The sequence below is a fragment of the Streptomyces sp. ISL-96 genome, assembly GCF_018614035.1.
Lineage (GTDB): Bacteria > Actinomycetota > Actinomycetes > Streptomycetales > Streptomycetaceae > Streptomyces.
Genome location: NZ_JAGGPA010000011.1, coordinates 181,652 through 205,235, shown reverse-complemented (window position 1 = coordinate 205,235; position 23,584 = coordinate 181,652). Strand labels below are relative to the sequence as shown.

Annotated in this window: 26 protein-coding genes, 1 pseudogene and 1 riboswitch; of the genes and pseudogenes, 13 read left to right on the top strand and 14 right to left on the bottom strand. The window is 70.7% G+C overall.

All coding sequences use genetic code 11. The annotated features are described in order from the left end of the window. Window positions 1–104 precede the first annotated feature (104 nt). Window positions 105–1,262, top strand: coding sequence for an 8-amino-7-oxononanoate synthase (locus J7E96_RS08095; RefSeq protein ID WP_215128945.1), 1,158 nt, complete (start codon window positions 105–107; stop codon window positions 1,260–1,262). Window positions 1,263–1,698: 436 nt separating this feature from the next. Then, window positions 1,699–2,172: an ATP-binding protein gene (locus J7E96_RS08090; RefSeq protein WP_215128943.1), complete on the top strand. Its 474-nt coding sequence runs from the start codon at window positions 1,699–1,701 to the stop codon at window positions 2,170–2,172. A 32-nt stretch (window positions 2,173–2,204) separates the two neighbouring features. Here the strand turns inward: J7E96_RS08090 and J7E96_RS08085 are convergent, their stop codons facing one another. Continuing rightward, entirely contained in the window at window positions 2,205–3,119 is a 915-nt protein-coding gene (locus J7E96_RS08085) for a LysR family transcriptional regulator (RefSeq protein WP_215128941.1), read from the bottom strand. An 85-nt stretch (window positions 3,120–3,204) separates the two neighbouring features. Between J7E96_RS08085 and J7E96_RS08080 the strand changes: the two genes are divergently transcribed. Continuing rightward, window positions 3,205–3,846 (top strand): LysE family translocator, encoded by a 642-nt coding sequence (locus tag J7E96_RS08080; RefSeq protein ID WP_215128939.1) that lies wholly within the window; start codon window positions 3,205–3,207, stop codon window positions 3,844–3,846. 19 nt (window positions 3,847–3,865) lie between these two features. Here J7E96_RS08080 and J7E96_RS08075 read toward each other — a convergent pair whose 3' ends face one another. The 4 genes from J7E96_RS08075 to J7E96_RS08060 form a co-directional block, all read right to left on the bottom strand. After that, on the bottom strand, window positions 3,866–4,252 hold the full coding sequence (locus tag J7E96_RS08075; protein ID WP_215128937.1) for a VOC family protein: 387 nt from the start codon (window positions 4,250–4,252) through the stop codon (window positions 3,866–3,868). 44 nt (window positions 4,253–4,296) lie between these two features. Then, window positions 4,297–4,770: a C40 family peptidase gene (locus tag J7E96_RS08070; RefSeq protein ID WP_215128935.1), complete on the bottom strand. Its 474-nt coding sequence runs from the start codon at window positions 4,768–4,770 to the stop codon at window positions 4,297–4,299. A gap of 2 nt (window positions 4,771–4,772) precedes the next feature. Further along, a riboswitch (cyclic di-AMP (ydaO/yuaA leader) is annotated at window positions 4,773–4,956 on the bottom strand. A 313-nt stretch (window positions 4,957–5,269) separates the two neighbouring features. Then, entirely contained in the window at window positions 5,270–5,578 is a 309-nt protein-coding gene (locus J7E96_RS08065) for a hypothetical protein (RefSeq protein WP_215128934.1), read from the bottom strand. Window positions 5,579–5,586: 8 nt separating this feature from the next. Continuing rightward, window positions 5,587–6,231, bottom strand: a complete 645-nt coding sequence (locus J7E96_RS08060) for an ATP-dependent Clp protease proteolytic subunit (protein ID WP_215128932.1) — start codon at window positions 6,229–6,231, stop codon at window positions 5,587–5,589. Between the two features lie 61 nt (window positions 6,232–6,292). Between J7E96_RS08060 and J7E96_RS08055 the strand changes: the two genes are divergently transcribed. The 8 genes from J7E96_RS08055 to J7E96_RS08020 all read left to right on the top strand — a co-directional run bounded on the left by J7E96_RS08055 (window position 6,293) and on the right by J7E96_RS08020 (window position 13,338). After that, the gene (locus J7E96_RS08055) at window positions 6,293–6,574 is read left to right on the top strand and encodes a type II toxin-antitoxin system Phd/YefM family antitoxin (protein ID WP_215128930.1); all 282 of its coding nucleotides are present in this window, start codon (window positions 6,293–6,295) and stop codon (window positions 6,572–6,574) included. Between the two features lie 467 nt (window positions 6,575–7,041). After that, complete coding sequence (locus tag J7E96_RS08050; protein ID WP_214978352.1) at window positions 7,042–7,344, top strand: urease subunit gamma; 303 nt, start codon at window positions 7,042–7,044, stop codon at window positions 7,342–7,344. Window positions 7,345–7,361: 17 nt separating this feature from the next. Further along, entirely contained in the window at window positions 7,362–7,673 is a 312-nt protein-coding gene (locus J7E96_RS08045) for an urease subunit beta (RefSeq protein ID WP_215128928.1), read from the top strand. After that, a complete protein-coding gene (locus J7E96_RS08040; RefSeq protein ID WP_215128926.1) occupies window positions 7,666–9,387 on the top strand; it encodes an urease subunit alpha in 1,722 nt (573 codons plus the stop codon). Before J7E96_RS08045 ends, J7E96_RS08040 begins: the two co-directional genes overlap by 8 nt. A gap of 1 nt (window position 9,388) precedes the next feature. Further along, on the top strand, window positions 9,389–10,108 hold the full coding sequence (locus J7E96_RS08035; protein WP_215128924.1) for an urease accessory protein UreF: 720 nt from the start codon (window positions 9,389–9,391) through the stop codon (window positions 10,106–10,108). 29 nt (window positions 10,109–10,137) lie between these two features. Next, complete coding sequence (gene ureG, locus J7E96_RS08030) at window positions 10,138–10,815, top strand: urease accessory protein UreG (protein ID WP_215128922.1); 678 nt, start codon at window positions 10,138–10,140, stop codon at window positions 10,813–10,815. Beyond that, the gene (locus J7E96_RS08025; RefSeq protein ID WP_215128920.1) at window positions 10,812–11,579 is read left to right on the top strand and encodes an urease accessory protein UreD; all 768 of its coding nucleotides are present in this window, start codon (window positions 10,812–10,814) and stop codon (window positions 11,577–11,579) included. Before ureG ends, J7E96_RS08025 begins: the two co-directional genes overlap by 4 nt. Window positions 11,580–11,814: 235 nt before the next feature. Next, window positions 11,815–13,338 (top strand): alpha/beta hydrolase, encoded by a 1,524-nt coding sequence (locus tag J7E96_RS08020; protein ID WP_215129241.1) that lies wholly within the window; start codon window positions 11,815–11,817, stop codon window positions 13,336–13,338. Window positions 13,339–13,394: 56 nt separating this feature from the next. On the opposite strand, the gene J7E96_RS08015 is transcribed toward J7E96_RS08020, so the two are convergent. The 5 genes and pseudogenes from J7E96_RS08015 to galE form a co-directional block, all read right to left on the bottom strand. Then, window positions 13,395–14,441 (bottom strand): NAD(P)-dependent oxidoreductase, encoded by a 1,047-nt coding sequence (locus J7E96_RS08015; RefSeq protein WP_215128918.1) that lies wholly within the window; start codon window positions 14,439–14,441, stop codon window positions 13,395–13,397. A gap of 64 nt (window positions 14,442–14,505) precedes the next feature. Beyond that, the gene (locus tag J7E96_RS08010; RefSeq protein WP_215128916.1) at window positions 14,506–15,207 is read right to left on the bottom strand and encodes a 1-acyl-sn-glycerol-3-phosphate acyltransferase; all 702 of its coding nucleotides are present in this window, start codon (window positions 15,205–15,207) and stop codon (window positions 14,506–14,508) included. A gap of 224 nt (window positions 15,208–15,431) precedes the next feature. Beyond that, window positions 15,432–17,543, bottom strand: coding sequence for a dual specificity protein phosphatase family protein (locus J7E96_RS37155; RefSeq protein ID WP_308295871.1), 2,112 nt, complete (start codon window positions 17,541–17,543; stop codon window positions 15,432–15,434). Between the two features lie 21 nt (window positions 17,544–17,564). Continuing rightward, complete coding sequence (locus J7E96_RS38405; RefSeq protein WP_308295886.1) at window positions 17,565–17,885, bottom strand: hypothetical protein; 321 nt, start codon at window positions 17,883–17,885, stop codon at window positions 17,565–17,567. A gap of 6 nt (window positions 17,886–17,891) precedes the next feature. Then, window positions 17,892–18,819, bottom strand: a pseudogene (gene galE / locus J7E96_RS07995) (UDP-glucose 4-epimerase GalE); the annotation flags it as partial. 223 nt (window positions 18,820–19,042) lie between these two features. Between galE and J7E96_RS07990 the strand changes: the two are divergent. Next, window positions 19,043–19,744, top strand: a complete 702-nt coding sequence (locus tag J7E96_RS07990; protein WP_215128914.1) for a TetR/AcrR family transcriptional regulator — start codon at window positions 19,043–19,045, stop codon at window positions 19,742–19,744. Between the two features lie 168 nt (window positions 19,745–19,912). After that, window positions 19,913–20,314 (top strand): subtilase-type protease inhibitor, encoded by a 402-nt coding sequence (locus J7E96_RS07985; RefSeq protein ID WP_215128912.1) that lies wholly within the window; start codon window positions 19,913–19,915, stop codon window positions 20,312–20,314. Window positions 20,315–20,383: 69 nt separating this feature from the next. Here the strand turns inward: J7E96_RS07985 and J7E96_RS07980 are convergent, their stop codons facing one another. The 4 genes from J7E96_RS07980 to J7E96_RS07965 form a co-directional block, all read right to left on the bottom strand. After that, window positions 20,384–20,542 carry a hypothetical protein gene (locus J7E96_RS07980; RefSeq protein ID WP_215128910.1) on the bottom strand — a complete coding sequence of 53 codons (159 nt, stop codon included), beginning with the start codon at window positions 20,540–20,542 and terminating at the stop codon, window positions 20,384–20,386. 79 nt (window positions 20,543–20,621) lie between these two features. Next, on the bottom strand, window positions 20,622–21,581 hold the full coding sequence (locus tag J7E96_RS07975; protein WP_215128908.1) for a cytochrome c oxidase assembly protein: 960 nt from the start codon (window positions 21,579–21,581) through the stop codon (window positions 20,622–20,624). 113 nt (window positions 21,582–21,694) lie between these two features. Continuing rightward, the gene (locus J7E96_RS07970; protein WP_215128906.1) at window positions 21,695–22,720 is read right to left on the bottom strand and encodes a 6-phosphofructokinase; all 1,026 of its coding nucleotides are present in this window, start codon (window positions 22,718–22,720) and stop codon (window positions 21,695–21,697) included. Window positions 22,721–22,846: 126 nt separating this feature from the next. After that, window positions 22,847–23,575 carry a type 1 glutamine amidotransferase gene (locus tag J7E96_RS07965; protein ID WP_214978378.1) on the bottom strand — a complete coding sequence of 243 codons (729 nt, stop codon included), beginning with the start codon at window positions 23,573–23,575 and terminating at the stop codon, window positions 22,847–22,849. Window positions 23,576–23,584: the final 9 nt, after the last annotated feature.

Genomic DNA, 23,584 nt, shown 5'->3' with positions numbered 1-23,584 from the left:
CATTGCCACACCCTGACCTCGCGTGCCCCCGGCTAGTGTCTGTGGGCTGCCTACAAAAGCGCCCGCAAGCGAGCCTGCAAAAGGGCCTACCAAGGGAATCCGCCATGCCCCAGGGACCGTTCGACCCGTTCGGCTGGATCGACGAACAGGCGGCGCTGCGCGCCAGGTCCGGACTCGTCAGGACCCTGCGCCCGCGCCCCGCCGAGTCCCCCCTGCTCGACCTCGCGAGCAACGACTACCTCGGTCTCACCCGCCGCCCGGAGGTCACCTCCGCCGCCGCCGAGGCCGCCCGCCGCTGGGGCGCCGGCGCCACTGGCTCGCGGCTCGTCACCGGCAGCACCCGGCTGCACGCCGAACTTGAGCGGGAATTGGCCGATTTCTGCGGGTTTGAGGCGGCGCTCGTTCTCTCCTCCGGTTACGCCGCCAACCTTGCCGCCCTCACCGCGCTCGGCGGCCACGGTTCGCTGATCGTCTCCGACGCCCTCAACCACGCCTCGATCGTCGACGGCTGCCGGCTCTCGCGCGCCACCACCGCGGTCGTGCCGCACGCCGACCCCGCGGCCGTACGCAAGACCCTCGAAGCGCACGACGGCCGCGCCCTCGCGGTCACCGACTCCGTCTTCTCGGTGGACGGCGACGCCGCGCCGCTCTACGAACTGGCGGCCGCCTGCCGTGCGTACGGAGCCGCCCTCCTCGTCGACGACGCGCACGGGCTCGGAGTCCTCGGCAGCGGAGGCAGGGGAGCGCTGAACGCGGCGGGCCTGGCGGGTACGGACGGCGTGGTCGCCACCCTCACGCTCTCCAAGTCCCTGGGCAGCCAGGGCGGAGCGGTCCTCGGCCCGGCCCGCGTCATCGACCACCTGGTCAACACGGCCCGTACGTTCATCTTCGACACCGGTCTGGCGCCGGCTGCCGCGGGCGCCGCGCTGGCGAGCGTACGGCTGCTGCGCCGCGAACCGGGGCTGGCGGCGCGGGCCCGTACCGTCGCGGTGTCGCTGCACCGGGGCCTGACGGACGCGGGCCTGTCCGCCGTACGTCCGGACGCCGCCGTGGTGTCGGTTCTGGCGCCCTCGCCGGAGGCGGCGGTGCGGTGGGCCGCCGACTGCCGGGCGGCCGGTCTGGTGGTGGGCTGTTTCCGTCCGCCTTCGGTGCCGGACGGTATCTCCCGGCTCAGGCTGACCGCGCGGGCTGACCTGACCGACCAGCGGATCGAGGAAGCGGTGGCCACGGTCGTGCGGACCGCACCCACCGCCGCGTTCTGACACTCGCTCGCGTCAACTCCCCGCGCCGAGCGCGTCCGTCGCAGTGGTTGCCGCCCTTGTGGGCGACGGTACGGTCAACGCGTCGACCAGGTCCCTGAGTTGGGCAACCGGGTCACGTCGGACGGCTTCACGGCGCCGCTGCGCCCCGTCGCGAAGTCTCCGCAGCCTCGCCGAGCTTGCGCCGACGTACCGCCGGGCCTGTGCCGCATTTCCTCCTCCCTCCAACGGGCGAGGATGCACGGGTACGCGCCCGAATACGGTCTCGCGTAGCAGAGTTCACCGCTTTGAGCGACAGATATGTGCACATCTTGGGGGATCACCCCCTATCGCGGCACCACGAGTGGCACTCTGGCGCCGAGCACAATCCGAGGCCGTCCTCGAAGTTCATCCGCTACGAGTCGGAGTCCGGCCCCGGTGGGAAAGGGACAGCGTCGCCATGGCAGACCACCAGGAAGTATCCGTCACTCTGCCGAGCGAGCCAGCCTCGGTCTCCGCGGCGAGGAGATATGTCGCGGAGATTCTCGGCGAGTGGGGCATGCCCCCGGGATCCGACGCCGCCGATACCGTACGGCTGATCGTTTCGGAACTGGCCACCAATGCCGTTCAGCACACCTTCGGGCAGTCGCCCACGTTCACCGTGGACGTGCGGCTGGAGCGGGACGAGCAGCTTCGCATCGGCGTCACGGACAGCCACCCCCGCTGGCCGAAACGGCTTCCCGCGGCCGTCCAGCAGGACAACGGGCGCGGCATAGTGATCATCCGCTGGCTGACCGCCGAGTGCGGTGGGCGGGTCTCCGTCCGGCCCACCGAGGAGGGCGGCAAGACCGTGTGGATCGAGCTGCCCTGGACCGTCCCCGTCCAGCAGCCCGTCCCCATCCAGCAGCCGGTCCAGCAGCCAGTGCAGCAGTAGGGCCGCGTCCCCAGCGGTACGACCGCCCCGGATCACGCCGCGGAAGCCCGGCCGAAGGCGCCGCGCAGCAGCGCGCGCAGCGTGTCCGCCGCCGGGCTCGCCCCGCTGGGCCGGTGCACCACCGAGATCGTACGTCGCAGCCCGGCCGGCTCCAGCGCCCGTACGCCCAAGGGGGTCATCGCCATCGCGGCGACCATCTCGGGCACCACGGCCACCCCGAGCCCCGCGCTGACCAGCGCGCACACCAAGGCGTAACCCGGCGACTCGCACACCACCGCCGGAGTCGCCCCCGCCGCGGCCAGCGCCGCCTCCACGCCCTGCCGGGCAGGATGCGACGGCGCACTGCTGATCAGCGGCTGCCCCGCGAGCTCGCCCACCGGCAGCCGCCCCGACCCGCCGGAGAGCGCGTGCCCGGGCGCCGTCACCAGTACGAGCTCCTCGTCCAGCAGTGGCTCCGCCGCCACGCCGGAGGGCATGGGCACCGGTGACGCCGGTTCGTACGCATGGGTCAGCGCCAGGTCGACCGCGCCCGAGGCCACCGCCGAGACGCCGTCCGGCGGCTCGTAGTCGGCGACCGCGAGCTCCACATCGGGATGGGCGCGGCGGAACGCACTGAGCACGGGCGGCAGCAGATGGATCCCGGCCGTGGTGAACGTACCGACGCGCAGACGACCGCCGGACAGCCCCGCGAGCCGCGCGAGTTCGTGCCGCGCCTGGTCCATCTCGTCGAGTACGCGCCGGGCCCGCGCCGCCAGCAGTTCACCCGCGGCCGTCAGACGGGCCCCGCGGTGGTGGCGTACCAGCAGGGCGGCGCCCGCCTCACGCTCCAGCTTGGCGAGCTGCTGGGACAGAGCGGGCGCGGTGTAGCCGAGGCGCGCGGCGGCCCGGGTGATCGAACCGGCCTCGGCGACCGCCACGAGCGCCGCCAGCCGTGTCGGGTCGTACATCGGGCGGCTCCTTAAGCTTTCCTTTAGGCAGACCTAGAAGATCGCAAGTACATGCTAAAGGCCAGAAGCGGCCAGGCTTGCGGGCATGGACGCACAACTGGTCGCCTTCACGGGCGTCGCCGCGGGCATGGTCGCCATGCCCGGCGCTGATTTCACCGTCGTCGTACGCAACGCACTGGCGTCACGCCGGGACGGGGTCGCGTGCGCGGTAGGGGTCGCGGGCGGGCTGCTGGTCCACACGGCGCTCGCCGTGGCCGGGCTCGCGGCGCTGCTCGTCGCCGTACCGGCGCTCTTCCGCGCGATTCAACTGCTCGGCGGCGCCTACATCCTCTACCTGGGCTGCCGGGCCCTGCGGTCCGCGGTGCGCCGCCCGGCGCCGCAGCACGAGAACGGGACGGAGGCGGCCGCGGCCCGGGGCACGGGCCGCAGTCTGCGCGAGGGCTTCCTCACCAACGCGCTCAACCCCAAGGCGCCGGTGCTCTTCCTCAGCCTGCTGCCCCAGTTCGTGCCGGCGGACCAGCAGCCGCTGCCCAGGACGCTGCTGCTCGCCACGATCGTCGTCGTACTCGCGCTGCTGTGGTTCCCCGCCGTGGCGCTGCTGGTGGACGGGCTCGGCGGGTGGCTGCGGCGGCCGGGCGCGGCCCGTGCCGTGGAAGGGGTCAGCGGGGCCGCGCTCGCCGTGCTCGGGGTGTTCCTCCTGGCAGGCCCCTTGGTGGCGGCCAGGTGACTCAGGCGGGCGGCCGCACTCAGGCGGGCCGTATCTCCTCCGCGCCGCGCTCCACGCAGAATTCGTTGCCCTCGGGGTCGGCCATGACCACCCAGCCGCGGCCGTCCTCGACGCGCCGGTCGCTGACGATCCGCGCACCGAGCGCGGCGAGCCGCTCCACCTCGGCATCCCGCGTGCCGTGCGGCGGCTGGATGTCGAGGTGGACGCGGTTCTTGACGGTTTTTCCTTCGGGGACCCGGATGAACAGAAGCCCGGGCACATTGGGTTGCTCCGGATCGATCAGAACCTCGTCGTCGCCCGGTTCGTCCAGCAGCTTGTAGCCGGTCAGATGAGACCAGAACTCGGCGACGGCGTACGGGGCGTGGGCGTCGAAGGTGATGTGACGTACCGGATTTGTGAAGGTCATGGCGGCGAACGTACCGCCCAGGACCGACAGTCGCCTCGGAATATTCAGCGCACCCGGCCGTACCGCACGCTCTTGGACCAGATCTTCTCCAGCCTCACCACGGCTCCCGACTTGGGGGAGTGCCAGATCTTGCCGCTGCCCGCGTAGATACCCACGTGGTACACGCTGCCCCCGGAGTGGAAGAAGACCAGGTCACCGCGCTGCCGACTGGAGGCGGAGATGTGCCGGGTCTTGTTGTACTGGGACTGGGCGGTGCGCGGCAGGGTCTTGCCGGCCTTCTTGTACGAATAGAGCGTCAGCCCTGAGCAGTCGAACCGGCTCGGGCCCGTCGCCCCGTACTTGTACGGGGCCCCCTTCTTCGACGCGGCGACGTTCAGCGCCTTCGCGGAGAGCGATGTGGCGTGGGCCTCGGGGACGGCCCCCGGCGCCAGCATCGTGCCGCCGATCGCGGCGAGGGTGAGAGCCGAAGCGGCTCCGGCCCGGGACAGTACGGTCGGAATATTCCTGTGCGCGGTCATGCGCAACCCTTCGTCAGCCGCCTGTGAAGGATGACCTGTCGGGTTCGGACAGGCGAAGATGCCCGGCCGCGTACTGCGGCTTCACCCCGAGGGACGACCGTCTCCGGTCACCCCGTACTGCCTGGGTCCTCCACTCCTGCCGATGCACTCCTGTCGACCAGTCATCCGAAGCGGCGGCAGGACTCAGCGTCCGCCCGGACCGCCCCGCCGCGGTGGCGGGGGCTTGTCGTCCCAGGGATCTTGACTCATGAACCACCGGATTTCCGAGCCGAAACGGCGTTTTGTGAGGCTGCTCACCGATGACCCGTTCGGGTGGACAGGGGCATTTCCGGATCCGGGCGCAGGGGCCTGGCGACCGCTGTACCAGCACTGGAACGGATCATTCCGCCCCGCGCGTAGGCGTGTTGCGCAAGTTGGGCCGTACCGCTGTTCAGGTATTTCCTACCCCGTTTGGATGAGCCCTTCTCGTACGCCAATGGGGTAGGCGGCCGCGCGTGCCTCAACTCGCGGACGCGGGCGGGAGGGTGACACGGCCCGCCCGCCGCTCTCCGTCGAGCACCCGCAAAGCCCGCGCGAGCGTGGCGGCGTGCAGGCGCGTCTCACCCCGCTCGTGCATCAGGGCCAGCGCGTCCCGCAGGCCGGCGGCCTTCCCGGCGAGCGTCTGGGCCGCCCGCAGCGCGCTGTAGGTGTCGGCGCCGTGCGCGGGATTGATACGCCCCACCAGGTCGAGCACTTCGAGGTAGCGGTCGACGACATCGCATTCCGCGCGGGTCAGTGCGGGCAGCGGCGGCAGTTCGGGCGGCAGCATGCGCGGATTCACCTCGCCGCGGACGAGACGAGCGTGGCCTTGCGGCTGGGCACGACATGGTCCACCAGGCCGTACGCCGCCGCCGCTTCGGCCGTGAACACCTTGTCGCGCTCGATGTCGTCGTCGACCCGCTCCACGCTCTGCCCGGTGTGCCGCGCGAGGAGTTGGGTGAGCGTTTCCCGCATGCGCTGCAACTCCCGTGCCTCGACCTCCAGGTCGGAGGGCTGGCCGTGCACGGGCTCGGCGATGGAGGGCTGACTGAGCAGCACCCGGGCGCCGGGCAGCGCGAGGCGCTTGCCGGGTGTGCCGGCCGCGAGCAGCAGCGCGGCCGAGGAAGCGGCCTGGCCCAGGCAGATCGTCTCGACGTCGCATGCGACGAACTGGATCGTGTCGTAGATCGCGGACATGGCGGTGTGCGAGCCGCCGGGGGAGTTGATGTAGAGCGAGATGTCCCGGTCGGGGGCGGCGTGTTCGAGATGCATGAACTGCGCCATCACGTCATTGGCCGCGGTGTCGTCGACGGCCGTCCCGAGGAAGACGATCCGCTCCTCCAGCAGCTTCGAGTACGGATCGAGGGTGCGGCTCCCGGTGCTGGTGCGCTCCGTGAACTCGGGCAGTACGTAGCGGGCGCTGTGCGGGATCGGTCGGTACATGCGGTGCCTCCGCGGGCTCTGTAAAAAATGTACAGGACGTACAGCTCGTACTATGGGGAGCATGGCCTACGAGATTCCGGTGACGCAAGCCCGGGCAGAGCTAGCCGAGCTGATCAACCGCGTCGTCTACGGCGGCGAAAGGGTGGTCGTGACCCGGCACGGGAAGCCGCTGGTCGCGCTGGTTTCGGCCGCTGACCTGGAACGACTTGAGGGTGAGCAGGAGGTGGCCGAGGAGTCGGTGATCAGTTCCGTCTCGACGATCGGCTCGACGTCGTCCGCTCCGGGCGAACGCCGCCGCTTCGGCATCGCCGCCGAACACCGCGGCGAAGCCCCTGGCAGCTGACCCCGGCATCTGAAAAGCGCGTACGAAGGCCGTGCGTCCCGTCCGCTGCGGCCGGGACGCACGGCCGGCCTTGCGCTGCCGTCAGCCGACGGGGAGGCGCAGGCGCCGTATACGGCGAACGGATGATTTTGGCCCGTAACAGCTTCCATGTCCTCCGCATCGCGCGGCGGGCGCGGCAACGTGCGCGGTGCCGGGGCGGGACTGTCGAGGCATGCGGACCGGCAAGCGCTGTCCGGGGACGGACGCCGCGCGCTGACCTCGATGACGCCGTCAACTCGGCGAAATCTCAGTTAACGCGTCCGAAACCCCGCGCAACTAGCCTGCCGCACCAGGCGCCGGAACGGACAGGGAGTCGCAGGAGGGGTGCCGGAATCCCACCTGCTAGATGCGTGATACATCTATGTCCGTCGCGGTAGCCGTGGCAGCCGGACCGGGCGGTCCGGTACGAGGACTGTGAGGTGGGACGCGTGCAACTGACCCCGCACGAGCAGGAAAGACTGCTCATCCATGTGGCGGCCGACGTGGCGGAGAAGCGCCGTGCGCGCGGCGTGAGACTCAACCACCCCGAATCGATCGCCCTCATCACCTCCCACATCCTCGAAGGCGCCCGCGACGGCCGCAGTGTCGCCGAGCTCATGTCGTCGGGCCGCAAGGTGCTCACCCGTGACGACGTCATGGAGGGCATCCCCGAGATGATCCACGACGTACAGGTCGAGGCGACCTTCCCGGACGGCACCAAGCTCGTCACCGTCCACGAACCGATCGCCTGACGGGGAGACGGCTGCCGATGATTCCCGGAGAAGTCCTGTACGCCGACGAGCCGGTCCCCCTCAACGAGGGCCTGCCCGTCACCCGCCTCACCGTCCTCAACGCGGCCGACCGGCCCGTCCAGGTCGGCTCCCACTACCACTTCGCCGAGGCCAACCCCGGCCTCGACTTCGACCGCGCCGCCGCCCGCGGCCTGCGGCTGAACATCGCCGCGGGCACCGCCGTGCGCTTCGAGCCCGGCATCCCCGTCGACGTCGAACTCGTCCCCATCGGCGGCCGGCGCATCGTCGCCGGTCTGCGTGGGACCACCGGAGGTGCCCTCGATGCCTGAGCTCCTGCGCCCCGTGTACGCCGACCTGTTCGGCCCCACCACCGGCGACCGCATCCGCCTCGCCGACACGGACCTGCTCATCGAGATCGAGGAGGACCGCTGCGGCGGCCCGGGACGCGCCGGCGACGAGGCGGTGTTCGGCGGCGGCAAGGTCATCCGGGAGTCCATGGGCCAGGCGCGTACGACCCGTGCCGAGGGGGCTCCCGACACCGTCATCACGGGCGCGGTGATCCTCGACCACTGGGGCATCGTCAAGGCCGACATCGGCCTGCGGGACGGGCGGATCACCGGCATCGGCAAGGCCGGCAACCCCGACACCATGGACGGCGTACACCCCGACCTCGTCATCGGCCCCGAGACCGAGATCATCGCGGGCAACGGCAAGATCCTCACCGCCGGCACCATCGACGCGCACGTCCACTTCATCTCGCCGACCGTCGTCGACCAGGCGCTCTCCTGCGGCATCACCACACTCGTCGGCGGCGGCACCGGACCCGCCGAGGGCACCAAGGCGACCACGGTCACGCCCGGCGGGTGGCACCTGGCCCGGATGTTCGAGGCGCTGGAGCACTACCCCGTCAACATCGGACTGCTCGGCAAGGGCAACACGATGTCCCGCGAGGCGATGCACGCCCAGCTGCGCGGCGGCGCACTCGGGTTCAAGATCCACGAGGACTGGGGCGCGACGCCCGCCGTCATCGACACCTGCCTGGGCGTGTGCGAGGAGACGGGTGCTCAGCTCGCCATCCACACCGACACGCTGAACGAGGCCGGGTTCGTCGGCGACACCCTCGCCGCCATCGCCGGGCGTACGATCCACGCGTACCACACCGAGGGAGCGGGCGGCGGGCACGCGCCGGACATCATCACGGTCGTCTCCGAGCCGTACGTCCTGCCCAGCTCCACCAACCCGACCCGGCCGCACACCGTCAACACCATCGACGAACACCTCGACATGCTGATGGTCTGCCACCACCTCAACCCGGCCGTGCCGGAAGACCTGGCCTTCGCCGAGTCCCGGATCCGGCCCTCCACCATCGCGGCCGAGGACATCCTGCACGACCTCGGCGCGATCTCGATCATCTCCTCCGACTCGCAGGCGATGGGCCGCATCGGTGAGGTCGCGCTGCGCACCTGGCAGACCGCGCACGTCATGAAGAAGCGCCGGGGCGCGCTGCCGGGTGACGGCCGCGCCGACAACCACCGCGCACGTCGCTATGTCGCCAAGTACACGATCAACCCGGCCGTCGCGCAGGGCCTCGACCACGAGATCGGCTCGGTCGAGAGCGGGAAGCTCGCCGACCTCGTGCTGTGGGAGCCCGCCTTCTTCGGCGTCAAGCCGCAGCTCGTCATCAAGGGCGGACAGATCGCGTACGCGCAGATGGGGGACGCCAACGCCTCCATCCCGACCCCGCAGCCGGTGATGCCACGGCCGATGTTCGGGGCGCTCGGCAGGGCCCCCGCCGCCAACTCCTTCAACTTCGTGGCCCAGGCGGCGATCGAGGACGGGCTGCCCGAACGCCTCGGGCTCGGCAAGCGGTTCGTACCCATCAAGAACACCCGGCGGGTCACCAAGGCCGACATGCGCGAGAACGACACCCTTCCGCGCGTCGAGGTCGACCCGGACACCTTCACGGTGACGATCGACGGCGACGCGGTCGAACCGGCGCCGGCGGCCGAGCTGCCCATGGCCCAGCGCTACTTCCTCTTCTGACATGGACGTTTCCGCCGCTGACACTCGCGGCCAGTACCCGGCGCACGGATCACGGGCCGCCCTTCTCGTCCTCGCGGACGGGCGGTTCCCCGCCGGTGGCCACGCCCACTCCGGTGGCGCCGAAGCGGCCGTCAAGGCGGGGCGTATCCGTGACGCCGCGGACCTCGCCGCCTTCTGTCGGGGCCGCCTGCACACCACCGGCCTCACCTCGGCGGCGCTCGCCGCCGCCGCGGCCCTCGGCGTGGACGCGCTCGAACTGGACGAGGCCGCCGACGCCCGTACGCCGTCACCCGCCCTGCGGGCGACGGCGCGCAAGCTCGGCCGGCAGCTCATGCGCGCCGCCCGCGCCACCTGGCCGTGCGACGCGCTCGACGCGCTGGCCGCCGCCCGCCCGCGCGGCGCGCACCAGCCCGTCGTGCTCGGCGTCACCGCCCGCGCGGCCGGGCTCGGACCGGAGGACGCCGCACACTGCGTCGCGTACGAGACCGTCGGCGGGCCCGCCACCGCGGTGGTACGCCTCCTCGGCCTGGACCCCTTCGAGGCCACCGCCGTCCTCGCCCGCCTCGCACCCGAACTCGACCAGGTCGCGCGGCGCGCCGCCGAAGCGGCCCACCGCGCACGCGAAGAAGGCACCGGCGCGCTGCCCGCCGCTTCCGCACCGCTGCTCGACATCACGGCGGAGGCGCACGCGGCCTGGCCCGTACGCCTCTTCGCCTCGTAACACCGCACACCGCTTAGGAGCCGCACACCATGCACCTCGACCACAGTCACGACAGGGCCATGGCCGTCAGCGCCGACGCCGCCCGCCCCGACGGTACGAAGCGCGCCCTGCGCATCGGACTCGGCGGCCCGGTCGGCTCCGGCAAGACCGCGACCGTCGCCGCCCTGTGCCGCGAACTGCGCGACGAGCTGTCCATCGCCGTCGTCACCAACGACATCTACACGCGCGAGGACGCCGAATTCCTGCTCCGTAACGCCGTTCTGCCGCCCGAGCGCATCCAGGCCGTCGAGACCGGCGCCTGCCCCCACACCGCCATCCGTGACGACATCTCCGCCAACCTCGAAGCGGTCGAGGACCTGGAGGACGCGGTCGGGCCGCTCGACCTGATCCTGGTCGAGTCGGGCGGCGACAACCTCACCGCGACCTTCTCCAGAGGCCTCGTCGACGCGCAGGTCTTCGTCATCGACGTGGCGGGCGGTGACGACATCCCGCGCAAGGGCGGACCGGGCGTCACGACAGCCGATCTGCTGGTCGTCAACAAGACCGACCTCGCGCCGTACGTAGGCTCCGACCTCGGCCGCATGGCGCGCGACGCCGAGGCGCAGCGCGGTGAACTGCCTGTCACCTTCACCTCGTTGACCTCAGCAAACGGCGTGAAGCCGGTGGCCGACTGGGTCCGCGCACAGCTCGCCGCCTGGTCCGCATGACCACCGTGGCGCCGGCGGGCATCGCGGCGACTGCCAGGATCCGCGCCGTCCCCGACGGCCGGGGCGGCACCCGCCTGCCCGTCCTGGAGAGCGACGGGCCGCTCGCCCTGCGCCGTACGCGTGCGACCGGTGCGTACGCCCGTGTCACCGTCGTCGGCGCGATGAGCGCACCGCTGGGCGGTGACCGGCTGGCCGTCGAGGCAGAGGTACGCGACGGCGCCGCGCTCGCCGTGGACTCGGCCGCGGCCACGGTGGCCCTGCCCGGCCGAGGCGGCGGGCACGCCCGCTACGACGTACGGCTGACGGCCGGAGCCGACGCGCACCTGCGCTGGCTGCCGGAACCGATCGTCTCGGCCCGCGGGAGCGACCTTCGCATGACCACCCGCGTCGAGCTCGCCGCATCCGCCCGTCTGGTCCTGCGCGAAGAGCAGATTCTCGGCCGGTACGGCGAGGAGTCCGGCACGCTCACCACCCGGCTCACCGTGTTCCGGGCCGGCCGCCCGCTGCTTGACCAGGAACTGTCGTACGGTCCGGGGGCGCCCGGCGGCTGGGACGGGGGAGCGGTGCTCGGTGGGCACCGGGCGACCGGCCAACTCATCGTCGTAAACCCAGACTTTGAGCATAAACCGGAAGAAACCACTCTTCTGGGCGACAGTGCGGTCCTCACCCCGCTCGCCGGGCCCGCCGTGCTGGTCACGGCGGTGGCGGTCGACGCGCTGCGGCTGCGGCGCGTACTGGACGGGGCACTTCAGACATTTGGGTGACCGCCATGTGCACCGCTCAGCGGGACACGGCTCTCCGGTTATGGGATTGGTAAAGAACACGAGTACAGCCTGTTGCCCGGCCCCTTTCAGGCGACAGGATGCGCCCGTACATGATCTGACTAATGACCACTGTCGTCACGTACGTCACGTACGGCACAACACTCACAGGGGGAGGCACCACTTGAGGCGTACAGCAGCGCTCGGCTCCGCCGGCACTCTCATAGCGGGCACCTTGATGGCCGGCGCGATGGCAGCGCCGGCCGCCGGCGCCGAGGGCCGCAGCACCAGCACGTCCGAGGCGCGCGGGGTGCAGATCGCCGCCGACCGTGCGGCGAAGACGGGCATCGACTGGCGCGACTGCCCGGCCGACTGGGGCATCGAGAAGCCCATCCAGTGCGGCTGGGTCACCGTCCCGGTCGACTACGCCAAGCCGAACGGCCAAAAGATCAAGATCGCCGTCGACCGCATCGGCAACACCGGCTCCAAGGAGGACCGGCAGGGCGCTCTCCTCTACAACCCGGGCGGCCCCGGCGGCTCGGGCATGAAGTTCCCGCGCCGGATCGCCACGAAGAACCCCCTGTGGGCCAAGACCTCGAAGGCGTACGACTTCGTGGGCTTCGACCCGCGCGGTGTCGGGCACTCCTCGCCCATCTCCTGCGTCGAACCCGAGGAGTTCGTCAAGGCGCCGAAGCTCGACCCGGTGCCCGACAGCGAGGCCGACAAGCTCGCCCAGCGCAAGCTGGCCGCCGAGTACGCGGACGGCTGCCAGGAGCGCAGCGGCTGGCTGCTGCCGCACATGACCACGCCGAACACCGCACGCGACCTGGACGTCGTCCGCGCCGCGCTCGGTGAGAAGAAGCTGAACTTCCTCGGCGTGTCGTACGGCACGTACCTGGGCGCGGTCTACGGAACGCTGTTCCCGGGCCACGTCCGCCGCATGGTCGTCGACAGCGTGGTCAACCCCTCGAAGGAGAAGATCTGGTACCAGGCCAACCTGGACCAGGACGTCGCCTTCCAGATGCGCTGGGACGACTGGAAGCAGTGGGTCGCCAAGAACGACGCGACGTACCACCTCGGGGACACCCCCGAGAAGGTCGAGCAGCAGTGGGTGAAGCTGCGCGCCACCGCCAAGCAGAGCCCGATCGGCGGCGTCGTCGGCCCGGCCGAGCTCGTCGGCTTCTTCCAGAGCGCGCCGTACTACGACTCCGCCTGGGCGCACACCGCCGAGATCTGGAGCAAGTACGTCGCGGGTGACACGAAGGCGCTCGTCGACGAGATCGCGCCGGACATGTCGAACACCGCGGGCAACGCGGCCTCCGAGAACGGCAACGCCGTCTACACGGCCGTCGAGTGCGCGGACGCCAAGTGGCCCACCAACTGGAAGACGTGGGACCGGGACAACACCAGGCTGCACCAGGACCACCCGTTCATGACGTGGGCCAACGCCTGGATGAACCTGCCCTGCGCCACCTGGTCGTCCAAGCAGCAGACCCCGCTGAACGTGAAGTCCGGCAAGGGGCTGCCGAAGGTGCTGATCGTGCAGGCCGAGCGTGACGCCGCCACTCCGTACGAGGGCGCCGTCGAGCTGCACAAGCGCTTCAAGGGCTCGCGCCTGATCACGGAGAAGGACGCCGGCTCGCACGGTGTCACCGGGATCGCGAACCCCTGCGTCAACGACCGGGTCGACACGTACCTGCTCACCGGAAAGACCGACAGCCACGACGTGACGTGCGCCCCGCACGCCACACCGAAGCCATAACGGTCCGAACGGGTGAGGGGGCGGCGGGGAAAATCCCGGCCGCCCCCTCGTCGCGTCTACCGGGCGCCGGCGAGCCAGGCGTCCTCCGCCGCGTAGTCGAAGGGGCCGTCGCCTGGCCCGTACCTCTGCGACAGTTTGGGGAACGCCTCCCGCCAGTCCCGTTCGCGCAACTGGTCCGCGAGCCAGTCCACGGTGGCGGGCAGCGACTCGGTGTACGTCGTCACCGGCCGGTATCCCAGCTCCCGCTCCGCGGCCGACATGTCGTAGACGATCGGGCGGTCGGGCCCCCAGGGCGTCTCCCCGAGGCCGTCCCGCGGCGGCGGCCCGTCCACCAGCACCAGCTCGCTCCGCACCCCCATGACCGCGTCGATCGCCGTACTGATCTCCGCGACCGTCGGCACCTCTGGATCACCGGCGTTGAGCACCCGCGCGCCGGGCCGCGCCGCCGCCAGCCGGATCAGCTCCCCGACGTTGGAGACGTGCACCGGGTGGAACTGGCTGAGTCCGCCGTACGCCAGGATCCTGACCGGCCGGCCGTCCAGCGCCCGCTTGACGAAGTGAATCTCGCGCGGAGTCCGGCAGTACGGTCCGTGGACCGCGCCGGCGCGCAGCAGCGTGGTCGGCAGCCGGTCGGCGGCGGCCAGCAGGTGCCGTTCGATCGCGACCTTCCTGGTCCCGTACGTCGCGTCACCCGGCGCCACGGTGGCCAGGCTCTCGCGGACCGGCACCGGGTACTGGGGGAACCCGTCGGGCTCGTCCTGGGTGTCGAAGCTGCGGCCCTTGGCGTCCTCGTAGACGGCGCCACTGGAGATGACGACCGCGGAACCGACGCGGTCCGCGAGCCCCGTCAGCTGTCGCGCGTGACGCTCTTCGAACGCGACCATGTCGACCAGTACGTCGCAGCCGTCGCCGAGCGCGGAGGCCAGCGCCGCGTCGTCCTCCCGGTCGACCGCTGCCGGCCGTACCTCCTGCGGCCAGGTCTCGGCGCGGCCGCCGCCGCGCGATGCGGCGGTCACGTCCCAGCCGTCCTCGGCGAGCGCCCGTACGGCAGCCCGCCCGATCTGTCCTGTAGCTCCGATGACGAATGCGCTTCCCTTGGTCATACGAAGGACGCTATGCGCGGGGGAGGCGACGCTGGGGAAACGTTCGCCGTCCGCTGATCCGCCGTCAGCGCATGAGCCGCGGGAACTTCTTCGCCTGCTCCGCCTTGACCTCGGCCGCGTACCGGTCGACGTACTCCTGCCCGGACAGCCCGAGGATCGCGTACATGATCTCGTCGGTGACCGCGCGGAGCGCCGCCTTCTCGTTCTCCAGGCCCGCGTAGCGCGAGAAGTCCAGCGGCTCACCGAACCGGATGGTGACGCGCCTGATGCGGGGCAAAACCTGTCCCGGCGGCTGGATCTCGAACGTACCCACCATCGCGCACGGCACGACGGGCACCTTCGCCTTGAGGGCCATCGCCGCCACACCAACCTTGCCCTTGTAGAGCCGGCCGTCGTGCGAGCGGGTGCCTTCCGGGTAGATGCCCAGCAGCTCACCCTTGCTCAGTACGCCGAGCCCCTCACGGATCGCGGCCTTCCCCGCCTCCTTGCCGGACCGGTCGACGGGGATCTGACCGGCGCTGCGGAAGAACGCGGCGGTCAGCCGGCCCTTGAGGCCGGGGCCCGTGAAGTACTCCGCCTTGGCGAGGAAGGTGATGCGCCGTCTGATGATGGCGGGCATCAGGAAGTGGTCGGAGAACGACAGGTGATTGCCCGCCACGATCGCGGCGCCCTCGTCGGGGATGTGCTCAAGCCCTTCGATCCGGGGCCGGAAGAGCAGTCTCAGCAGAGGCCCCAGAAGGACGTACTTGAGCACGTAATAGAACATGAGGCTGCTCCTCGTTCCGCCGGATCGGCTCCAGGGCTGCGTACTGCCAGGTCACTGGGTATCGCGGGGGGACCGTCAGTGTATGGGCAGCTGTCGTCCCGCGTAACCGTGCCTGGCCGGTGGCGGGCATCAGTTTTGGGCAGCGCGCATCCGAAAATGACACCGCATCAGTTCTGACTGATGCGGTGTCATGAAGGTCGACAATCCTGGGAAGTGCTGGTCTGTCAGAGTGAAGCCATGATCCGGCGGGGGGCGTCGAAGATACGGCTGAAAGCCTCGACGGCGGCCGGCGGCTGGCTCCTCTCGTCACGCCCGGAGGAGAGCGCGTACCACGCCTGCTCGATCGAGGGCGGACCCACGGCGAGGTTGCGCAGCGCGGCCTGCTTCGAGGTCGCTTCACCGGTGTTCACGACATACGCGGCGGCGATGGAGCCGGTACGCCCGACGCCGGCGCCGCAGTGGACGAACACCGGGCTGTCCGAGGACTTGACCGTCTTGAGGAAGCTGGTGACCTGGTCGTTGGTGGGCGTCTGTCCGTCCCGGATCGGCATGCGGACGACGTTCAGCCCCGCCTTGTGGGGTACGGCCAGCTGCTCGGCGGACAGCTTCTCCGCCCGAAGGTCCACGACGGTGTGTACGCCGCGCGCCGCGAGCTCGCGGTAGCCGGCCTCGCCGGGCGCTGAACCACGCCACAGGTGGTCGTCGACCGCCTTGAAGTGGTTGATCCCGGCCATCCGTACGCCGGACGACTCCTTCTGCGCGGCCATCGCGTGGGCGCCGATCATGCGGTGGTCGCCGTCGCGCAGAGCCGTCAGGACGCCGTCCGCCCGGTCCCGGTCCCGCGCGTCCACCAGATCGGGCAACGCCGCACCGATCAGCTGTACATCGCCGAACACGGCCTTCGCGGAAGGACTCGCGTAACGGACGGTGTCGTCGTCGACGTTGAGGATGACGTCCGCGGCGTTGCGCACCAGCGTGCGGAAGTACGCCTCGCTCTCCCGCCGGATGATCTCCTGACGGAGCGCGATGCGTTCCATCGCGAGACCCGCGTGGGAGGCCAGGGTCTCCAAGGAACCGCGCATCTCCGCGAGGTGTTTCCGGGGACCGACCGCCAGCAGGACGCCCGGCACCTCGCCCCCGGCCGGCCGGTCGGGCTGGATCATGGGGCACACCAGGGCGGTCGGCAGATGCGCCAGGCCGGCTGCTGTCCCGGAACCGAGGTCCCGGACCGCCACCAGGTGGGTGCGGCGCAGGCCGAGGGTGACCGGCCAGGCCTGCGGCGTCCGGCCCGTCCGGGCGTCCCGCCAGTCGCCGGGGCCGGAGGGCGACGGCTCGGACCCCCTGTGCCCGTTGTCGCCGAGGCCGGCCGACAGCAGCATGCTCGCGTGCCGGACCCCGGGTCCGAAGAGTGTGGTGACCGCGGCGTCGCAGGCCCGCGCGATCTCCTGCGGCTTGGTGGCCGACACCAGTGAGGCGGCCGCTGTTCTCAGGGCCACCTCACGGGCCACCGCCTTGCGGTGCGCCACGACCATCCCCGTGAGACGGAGGATGACCAGCAGGACCAGGGTGCCGGAGAAGGCGGCGATCACGGCCGCGTCATGGGGATTGCCCCGCAGCCCTTCGTACAGCAGGATCCCGGGCGCGATCAGCACGGCGGCGGACAGCAGCACGAGCCGCGTTGGCGGCGGAAGCAGGGACTGCGGCTGATGGGCCCGCGCGGTCAGCTCCAGCATGGACGGATGCAGCGCCGCCAGTCCCCACGCCGTGTAGAAGACGACCCAGCCGGTGTCCAGCAGGGTGCCGGTCTGCCACAACCCGTTGAGCTGGAGGATCCCGTACGCGATGTCGAATCCGAGCAGCGTGAGCGTGCCGAGGACGAGCAACTGCACGGAACGGTTGCGTCCGGACAGCGAACCCGGGGTCAACAGCCACACCAGCAGGGCCAGTACCAGCACGTCACCGAGGGGGTAGGCGATGCTGATGGCACGCTGCACCCACGTCAGGCCCTCGACACGCGCGAGGGGCTGCACCAGGAAAACCCAGACGGGCAGGGCGAGTCCGGCGGTGAAGATCAGCGCGTCCAGCAGGCTCGGCAGGTCACGGCCCACCCAGCGGTACCTGACCAGCCCCAACAGCCCTGTGGCGAACAGGGGATACGTCGCCAGATAGCAGGCGTCCGCCGGTGAGGGGAACGGGTTGGACGCCTGGAAGTACTCCTCCATCACGTTGTAGTACGTGTCTCCCGCCGCGAACGCGAGCAGCGCGGCGGCGAGCACCCACCACGGCCAGCGGTGCGCCGGCCGGTTGATGCGTACACCGATGAGTACGGCTGCCACACCCGCGAGACCGATGGCTGCCTACAGCGGCGTACAGGTCGGCGGCAGCATTATGTAGACGCTTGTCGCGCCGACGACGAGGACGACGTAACCATGGGGGCGTACACCGCGCGCAGGGCCGCTTCGGCGTACCGGGCCTCGGCGTCGGCGGGAGCAGTGTGTCCTCGCGAACGAGGCGGCTTCGGCGGGGGAGGTGGAAAAGCGCAGCCGGCCCGATGCGACGCTCCTGGCGAGAAGTTCGTGCAGGCCGGGCTCGCGCAGGGACGTCCTGGCCGCTGACAGGGCGGCGATCCGTTCGGCGTCGACGTCGGTGCCCAGCACCTCGTGGCCGAGGCCGGCCATGCATGCGGCGTGCTCCACGGCCGACGCGTCGGCGACTTGTTCGGGCACATCGCCGGGGCGCCGGGGCGCGATGTCGTACGGAACGAGCGCGCCGCACGCCGCGCTGAAGGCGGAGACGACTTCGAGGACCGAACGGCCCTTCCCGAGACCCAGGTTGTACGTGTGCATGCCCCGGCTGTCGGCCAGGTGGTCCAGCGCGCGACGCGGTGCGCGTCGACCGTGTCCATGACGTGGATGTAGTCGCGGATCGCGGTTCCGTCCGGGGTGGCGTAGTCGTCGCCGAAGACGCGGAGCCGGTGCTGCCGGCCGATGGCCACCTGAGCCAGGCAGGGCATCAGATGGTCACGAGTTCCGGTGGGGCCCTCGCCGAGCAGACCGCTGGGGTGGGCGCCGGCCGGGTTGAAGTACCGCAGCGCGAGCACGGTGAACTCCGGGTGCCGGTGGCACACATCGGCCAGGATCTGTTCGCAGAGCCACTTGGAGGCCGCGTACGGATTGGCCGGGCGGGCGGGCGTGGCCTCGTTCAGCGGCCCGTGCCCGGCGTCTCCGTAGATGGAGGCGGTCGAGGAGAACACCAGCTGGTGCACTCCGTGTTCGTGCATCGCCCGCAGCAGGGAGGTGGTGCCGCCGACGTTGGTGTCGTAGTACTCGATGGGCATCCGTATCGACGGGCTCACGGCCTTGTGCGCGGCAAAGTGCACGACGGCGTCCACAGAGTGGCGGTCGAAGACGGCCGACAGGGCGCGTCGATCACGGATGTCCAGTTCGTACACGGCGCCGACGAACCGCCGGCGATCCTTTCCACGCAAGCGAAGACCTGCGGGGTGCTGTTGGGGTAGTTGTCGACGACGATCAGTTCGTAGCCGTGGTCGAGCAGCTCGACGCAGGCATGACTGCCGATGAAGCCGGCGCCTCCGGTGAGAAGGACAGTCAACGGTGGGTCACAGGCTTCGCTCTCTCGCGTCCGAGCGTTCGGTCCGAGAGCGCCCCATTCACCGGCTCGCTGTGCGTCATGGCAGACGCTCCTGGTGCAACGCTGTACGCTGCTTATGTACGTTTACTCCGTATATGTCCGACTGTGCGACTGTCGTTATCCGATGTCGCGGTGACCGGCGGCGAGATCATCAGCATCCACTGGACGAGCGCGGAGGACGGTCATGCCGAAAGACGCGGGGGACGGCGGCGGGCGACGCGCGGGCGACCGGGGGCGTTACGGACGGCTCACCAGGGAACGCGTGCTGGCCATGGCACTGGAAGTGGTCGACCGCGACGGCCTGTCCGCCCTGAGCATGCGCAAACTGGGCGCCGAGCTGGGTGTCGAGGCGATGGCGCTGTACCGCTACGTCCCGAGCAAGGACGCGTTGCTGGACGGGCTGGTCGAGGCCTTCTGGCAGGAACTGCACCAGGAACTGAACCAGGAACCCGCGGCCACGCCCGACCCGGCGCAGTGGCGCCGCGAACTGCGCCGCTTCGCGCTCGCCACCCACCGCGTCGCCCTGCGCCACCCGCACGTCGTGCCCCTGCTGGCCACCCGCATGCTGTCCACGCCGCTGGCCCGCCGGCCCCTTGCCGTACTGCGCGGCGACGAACGCGTCCTGGCGCTGCTGTACGACGCGGGGCTCGGCGAGCGCACCGCCGTGGACATCCACCGGACCTTCACCGCCTGGCTGCTCGGCTACCTCCTGGTCGAGCTGCGCGCCATGGACGACGAGCCGGGCGAACCGGACCCGGCCTTCCGGCTGGGTCTGCACCGCATGCCGGCGGCGGAACTGCCACGGCTGCGGGCCACCGCCGTCGCGATGGCCGCCCGCGGCGGCCCCGAGGGGCTGGCCGCGGGCCTGGACGCCCTGCGGGAGTGACGTCTGAACCGCTCCCGCGAGACCCGTCTGCGCCGTACGGAGCAGTGCGCGTACTCATGCGTGGGACAAGGGCGGCGCGGTCGCTTGCCCGTGGCCGTGGCGGGAGGTGGCCTGGCTCTCCCCGACACTCAGCCGCCAGGCAACCCGTCGCCGCCCCAGGAGGTCCGGATGCGCTCCAAAGCCACCGTCACCGCAGTCGCCCTGCTCGCCCTCGCCGCTGCGGCCGTGCCGGCCCGGGCGGCGGCCGACACGGATGACCGGAAGCAGCCCAGCGGCCTCTTCCTCACCGTTTCCGGAGCGGGAAGCACCTGGATCCGGGGCGTCCTGCTGCAGTGCGCTCCCGGCCCCTCAGGGCCCCACCCGGACGCCACGGGCGCGTGCGCGGCGCTCGACAAGGCGAAGGGTGACTTCGACACGCTGCCCGGGAACCCGCGGGCGTGCACCAAGCAGTACGAGCCGGTGACCGTCAGCGCCTCCGGCAGCTGGCGCGGCGTACCGATGGCATGGCACAAGACCTACCCGAACGCGTGCGTGCTCGAGACCGCGACCGGGCCGGTCTTCCGCTTCTGACCACGCGGCGTTCGTGCGTGCGTCGCGCAGTGAGGTTTCGTTTCAGCGACTGCTCCGGCTGTCAGCTCCTCACCGGCTGCGCGACGCGGCCATTCCGACCGTGACCAGTCCGAGCACGACCCAGCCGAACCACAGCCAGCCATTGCTGCCGAGTGCCGCCGTGTACGCCGAGATGACTATCAGCGTCCCGACGGTGAGCACCCCCATCGACTTAGCAGAACCGGGCATGCGCACCCCCTCCTTCTGATGGAGGGCCATCGTCACCCCTGAAGGGCTCCCGCGCTACTGTGCCGACGTTACCGGCCGGCTAGCGCCCGCGCGCCTGGAGCGAGGCGAGATAGGCGTTGTACGCCGCCAGCTCCTGGTCGCCGTCGCGGTCCGCCGCCCGGTCCGAGCGCCGCGCGACCCGCTGCTCGGAGCGGTACCACTGGAAGACCAGCGCGACCAGCACCAGCACCGACGGGATCTCCGAGAACGCCCAGGCGATGCCGCCCGCCGCGTGCTGGTCGCTCAGCGCGTCGATGCCCAGCGACGCGGGCGGGTTCGTGTACGTACCGATCATCGGCTGGGTCGCCATCATCAGCGCGATGCCGAAGAACGCGTGGAACGGCATACCGGCGAACAGCTCCAGCATCCGCATCACATAACCCGGACGGTGCGGCCCCGGATCGATGCCCATGATGGGCCAGAAGAAGACCAGGCCGACGGCGAGGAAGTGGACCATCATGCCGAGGTGGCCCGGCTTGCTCTCCATCAGGAAGTCGAAAATGGGCGTGAAGTAGAGCCCGTACAGGCTCGCGATGAACAGCGGGATCGTGAACGCCGGGTGCGTGACGATCTTCATGTAGCGGCTGTGCAGCAGCATCAGCAGCACCTCGCGCGGCCCCTTGCCGTTCCCGCGCCCGGCCACCGGCAGCGCGCGCAGCGCCAGCGTCACCGGAGCGCCGAGCAGCAGGAGGATCGGCGAGAGCATGCTGATGACCATGTGCTGCACCATGTGCACGCTGAACATGACCATGCCGTAGTCGTTGAGCTTGGTGCACATCACGAGCGCCACGCTCAGCACGCCGATGACGAAGAAAACCGCCCGGCCGACCGGCCAGGCGTCGCCGCGCCGGCGCAGGCGCACCACGCCCCACCCGTACAGGGCGAGCGCCAGCAGGCACCCCACCAGGAAGAAGAGGTCGGGGGAGAACTCCAGCCCCCGTCCCAGCGTGAACGGCGGCAGATCCATGTTCATGCCGCTGCCGTGCCCGCTGTGATCCATCTGCGTACTCCCGTGGGGGCGACCCAATTCGTGCCGGTTGTCCGCTACAGACTAGAACTGCCCCCGGCCGCGTCCGCGGCCGGGGGCAGTAGTTCAGACCCGCAGCAAGTTGATCAGAGCACGCACTCGGCCTCGGCGTACCGCTCGGTGGGCACCGTCTTGAGCGTCTCCACGGCCTCGGCCAGCGGAACCATCACGATGTCCGTGCCGCGCAGCGCCGTCATCATCCCGAACTCACCCCGGTGCGCCGCCTCCACCGCGTGCCAGCCGAAGCGAGTGGCGAGGACGCGGTCGTACGCCGTCGGAGTGCCGCCACGCTGGACGTGCCCGAGGATGACGGGGCGGGCCTCCTTGCCGAGGCGCTCCTCCAGCTCGATGGACAGCTGCCTGGCGACGCCCGCGAAGCGCTCGTGCCCGTACATGTCCTTGCCGCCCACGTCGAACTCCATGGAGCCCTCGCGCGGCTTGGCGCCCTCGGCGACCACGACGATCGCGAACCGCTTGCCCGCCGAGAAGCGCTTGCCGACCAGCTCGGTCAGCTCACCGATGTCGAAGGGCCGCTCGGGTACGACGATGGCGTGCGCGCCGGCCGCCATTCCGGAGTGCAGCGCGATCCAGCCGGTGTGCCGCCCCATGACCTCGACGATCAGCACGCGCTGGTGTGATTCGGCGGTGGTCTTGAGCCGGTCGAGGGCCTCGGTCGCGACCCCGACCGCCGTGTCGAACCCGAAGGTGACGTCGGTCGAGGCGATGTCGTTGTCGATGGTCTTCGGTACGCCGACGATCGGCAGCCCCGCCTCGGACAGCAGATTCGCCGCCTTCAGCGTGCCTTCGCCGCCGATCGGGATGATCGCGTCGAGCCCGAGCTCCGCGACGTGGCCGCGGGCCTTCTCGACGCCGTCGCGCAGATGCGCGGGCTGGACCCTGGAAGAGCCGAGAATCGTGCCGCCACGGGCCAGGATGCCGCCTACCGCGTCAAGGTCGAGCTTGCGGTAGTCGCATTCCAGCAGACCCCTCCACCCGTCGTGGAAGCCGATGACCTCGTCGCCGTGATCGACGACGGCGCGGTGCACGACGGAACGGATGACGGCGTTCAGGCCGGGGCAGTCGCCGCCGGAAGTGAGTACACCAATGCGCATGCCCGGAATACCTTTGCAACGTGGGCCGGAGACCGGACCACGTCGTCCGGTTGGATCCCCGTCACCCTACTCGCGCAGAGTGACGGGGCCGAACCGGCAGTCCGACTGCTGGACGTCGGCCGGCCGTCAGGCAGGCTGCGTCGCGGACGCGATGCGCTCGGCGCGCAGCGCCTCGTACCACCGGTCGTCGGTGGGCGGCAGCGCGTTCACATCGAGGGCCAGCTTCAGCAGCAGGTCCGCGATGAGGGGGTTGCGGGCGAGCACGGGACCGTGCATGTACGTACCGAAGACGGTGTCGTTGTACGCGCCCTCCGTGCCGTCACCGGTTCCGTTGCCCTTGCCGATCTGCACCCGCGCGAACGGCCGCGCCGTCGGGCCCAGATGGGTGATGCCCTGGTGGTTCTCGAACCCGGTCAGCTGCGGCAGGCCCAGCCGGTCGTCGATGTCCCCGAGGACGTCACCGACGCACCGCTCGCCCTCGCCGCGCGTGCTGACCACGTCGAGCAGCCCGAGGCCCTGCTCGCGCTCGCCGAGGTCGTTGATGAACTCGTGGCCGAGGATCTGGTATCCGGCGCAGACCGAGAAGACGATCGCGCCGTTGCTGACCGCACGCTCCAGACCGCCGTCGCGGCGCAGCCGCTCGGCCGCGAGGCGCTGCGGCCGGTCCTCGCCGCCGCCGATCAGGTAGATGTCGCCCGAAGTGGGGATCGCCTGGTCGCTGCGTACGTCGACACGGTGCACGTCGAGACCGCGCTGACGGGCCCGGCGCTCGACGACGAGGGCGTTGCCCTGGTCGCCGTACGTGCTCAGCAGGTCCGGGTAGATCCACACCAGGCGCAGGCTGTTGTCGCTCATGCTTGCTTG

Coding starts and splice junctions, on each gene's coding strand:
- J7E96_RS08095 (WP_215128945.1), top strand. CDS start 105: ATGCCCCAGGGACCGTTCGACCCGTTCGGCTGGATCGACGAACAGGCG.
- J7E96_RS08090 (WP_215128943.1), top strand. CDS start 1,699: ATGGCAGACCACCAGGAAGTATCCGTCACTCTGCCGAGCGAGCCAGCC.
- J7E96_RS08085 (WP_215128941.1), bottom strand. CDS start 3,119: ATGTACGACCCGACACGGCTGGCGGCGCTCGTGGCGGTCGCCGAGGCC.
- J7E96_RS08080 (WP_215128939.1), top strand. CDS start 3,205: ATGGACGCACAACTGGTCGCCTTCACGGGCGTCGCCGCGGGCATGGTC.
- J7E96_RS08075 (WP_215128937.1), bottom strand. CDS start 4,252: ATGACCTTCACAAATCCGGTACGTCACATCACCTTCGACGCCCACGCC.
- J7E96_RS08070 (WP_215128935.1), bottom strand. CDS start 4,770: ATGACCGCGCACAGGAATATTCCGACCGTACTGTCCCGGGCCGGAGCC.
- J7E96_RS08065 (WP_215128934.1), bottom strand. CDS start 5,578: ATGCTGCCGCCCGAACTGCCGCCGCTGCCCGCACTGACCCGCGCGGAA.
- J7E96_RS08060 (WP_215128932.1), bottom strand. CDS start 6,231: ATGTACCGACCGATCCCGCACAGCGCCCGCTACGTACTGCCCGAGTTC.
- J7E96_RS08055 (WP_215128930.1), top strand. CDS start 6,293: ATGGCCTACGAGATTCCGGTGACGCAAGCCCGGGCAGAGCTAGCCGAG.
- J7E96_RS08045 (WP_215128928.1), top strand. CDS start 7,362: ATGATTCCCGGAGAAGTCCTGTACGCCGACGAGCCGGTCCCCCTCAAC.
- J7E96_RS08040 (WP_215128926.1), top strand. CDS start 7,666: ATGCCTGAGCTCCTGCGCCCCGTGTACGCCGACCTGTTCGGCCCCACC.
- J7E96_RS08035 (WP_215128924.1), top strand. CDS start 9,389: ATGGACGTTTCCGCCGCTGACACTCGCGGCCAGTACCCGGCGCACGGA.
- ureG (WP_215128922.1), top strand. CDS start 10,138: ATGCACCTCGACCACAGTCACGACAGGGCCATGGCCGTCAGCGCCGAC.
- J7E96_RS08025 (WP_215128920.1), top strand. CDS start 10,812: ATGACCACCGTGGCGCCGGCGGGCATCGCGGCGACTGCCAGGATCCGC.
- J7E96_RS08020 (WP_215129241.1), top strand. CDS start 11,815: ATGGCCGGCGCGATGGCAGCGCCGGCCGCCGGCGCCGAGGGCCGCAGC.
- J7E96_RS08015 (WP_215128918.1), bottom strand. CDS start 14,441: ATGACCAAGGGAAGCGCATTCGTCATCGGAGCTACAGGACAGATCGGG.
- J7E96_RS08010 (WP_215128916.1), bottom strand. CDS start 15,207: ATGTTCTATTACGTGCTCAAGTACGTCCTTCTGGGGCCTCTGCTGAGA.
- J7E96_RS38405 (WP_308295886.1), bottom strand. CDS start 17,885: ATGGCCGGCCTCGGCCACGAGGTGCTGGGCACCGACGTCGACGCCGAA.
- J7E96_RS07990 (WP_215128914.1), top strand. CDS start 19,043: ATGCCGAAAGACGCGGGGGACGGCGGCGGGCGACGCGCGGGCGACCGG.
- J7E96_RS07985 (WP_215128912.1), top strand. CDS start 19,913: ATGCGCTCCAAAGCCACCGTCACCGCAGTCGCCCTGCTCGCCCTCGCC.
- J7E96_RS07980 (WP_215128910.1), bottom strand. CDS start 20,542: ATGCCCGGTTCTGCTAAGTCGATGGGGGTGCTCACCGTCGGGACGCTG.
- J7E96_RS07975 (WP_215128908.1), bottom strand. CDS start 21,581: ATGGATCACAGCGGGCACGGCAGCGGCATGAACATGGATCTGCCGCCG.
- J7E96_RS07970 (WP_215128906.1), bottom strand. CDS start 22,720: ATGCGCATTGGTGTACTCACTTCCGGCGGCGACTGCCCCGGCCTGAAC.
- J7E96_RS07965 (WP_214978378.1), bottom strand. CDS start 23,575: ATGAGCGACAACAGCCTGCGCCTGGTGTGGATCTACCCGGACCTGCTG.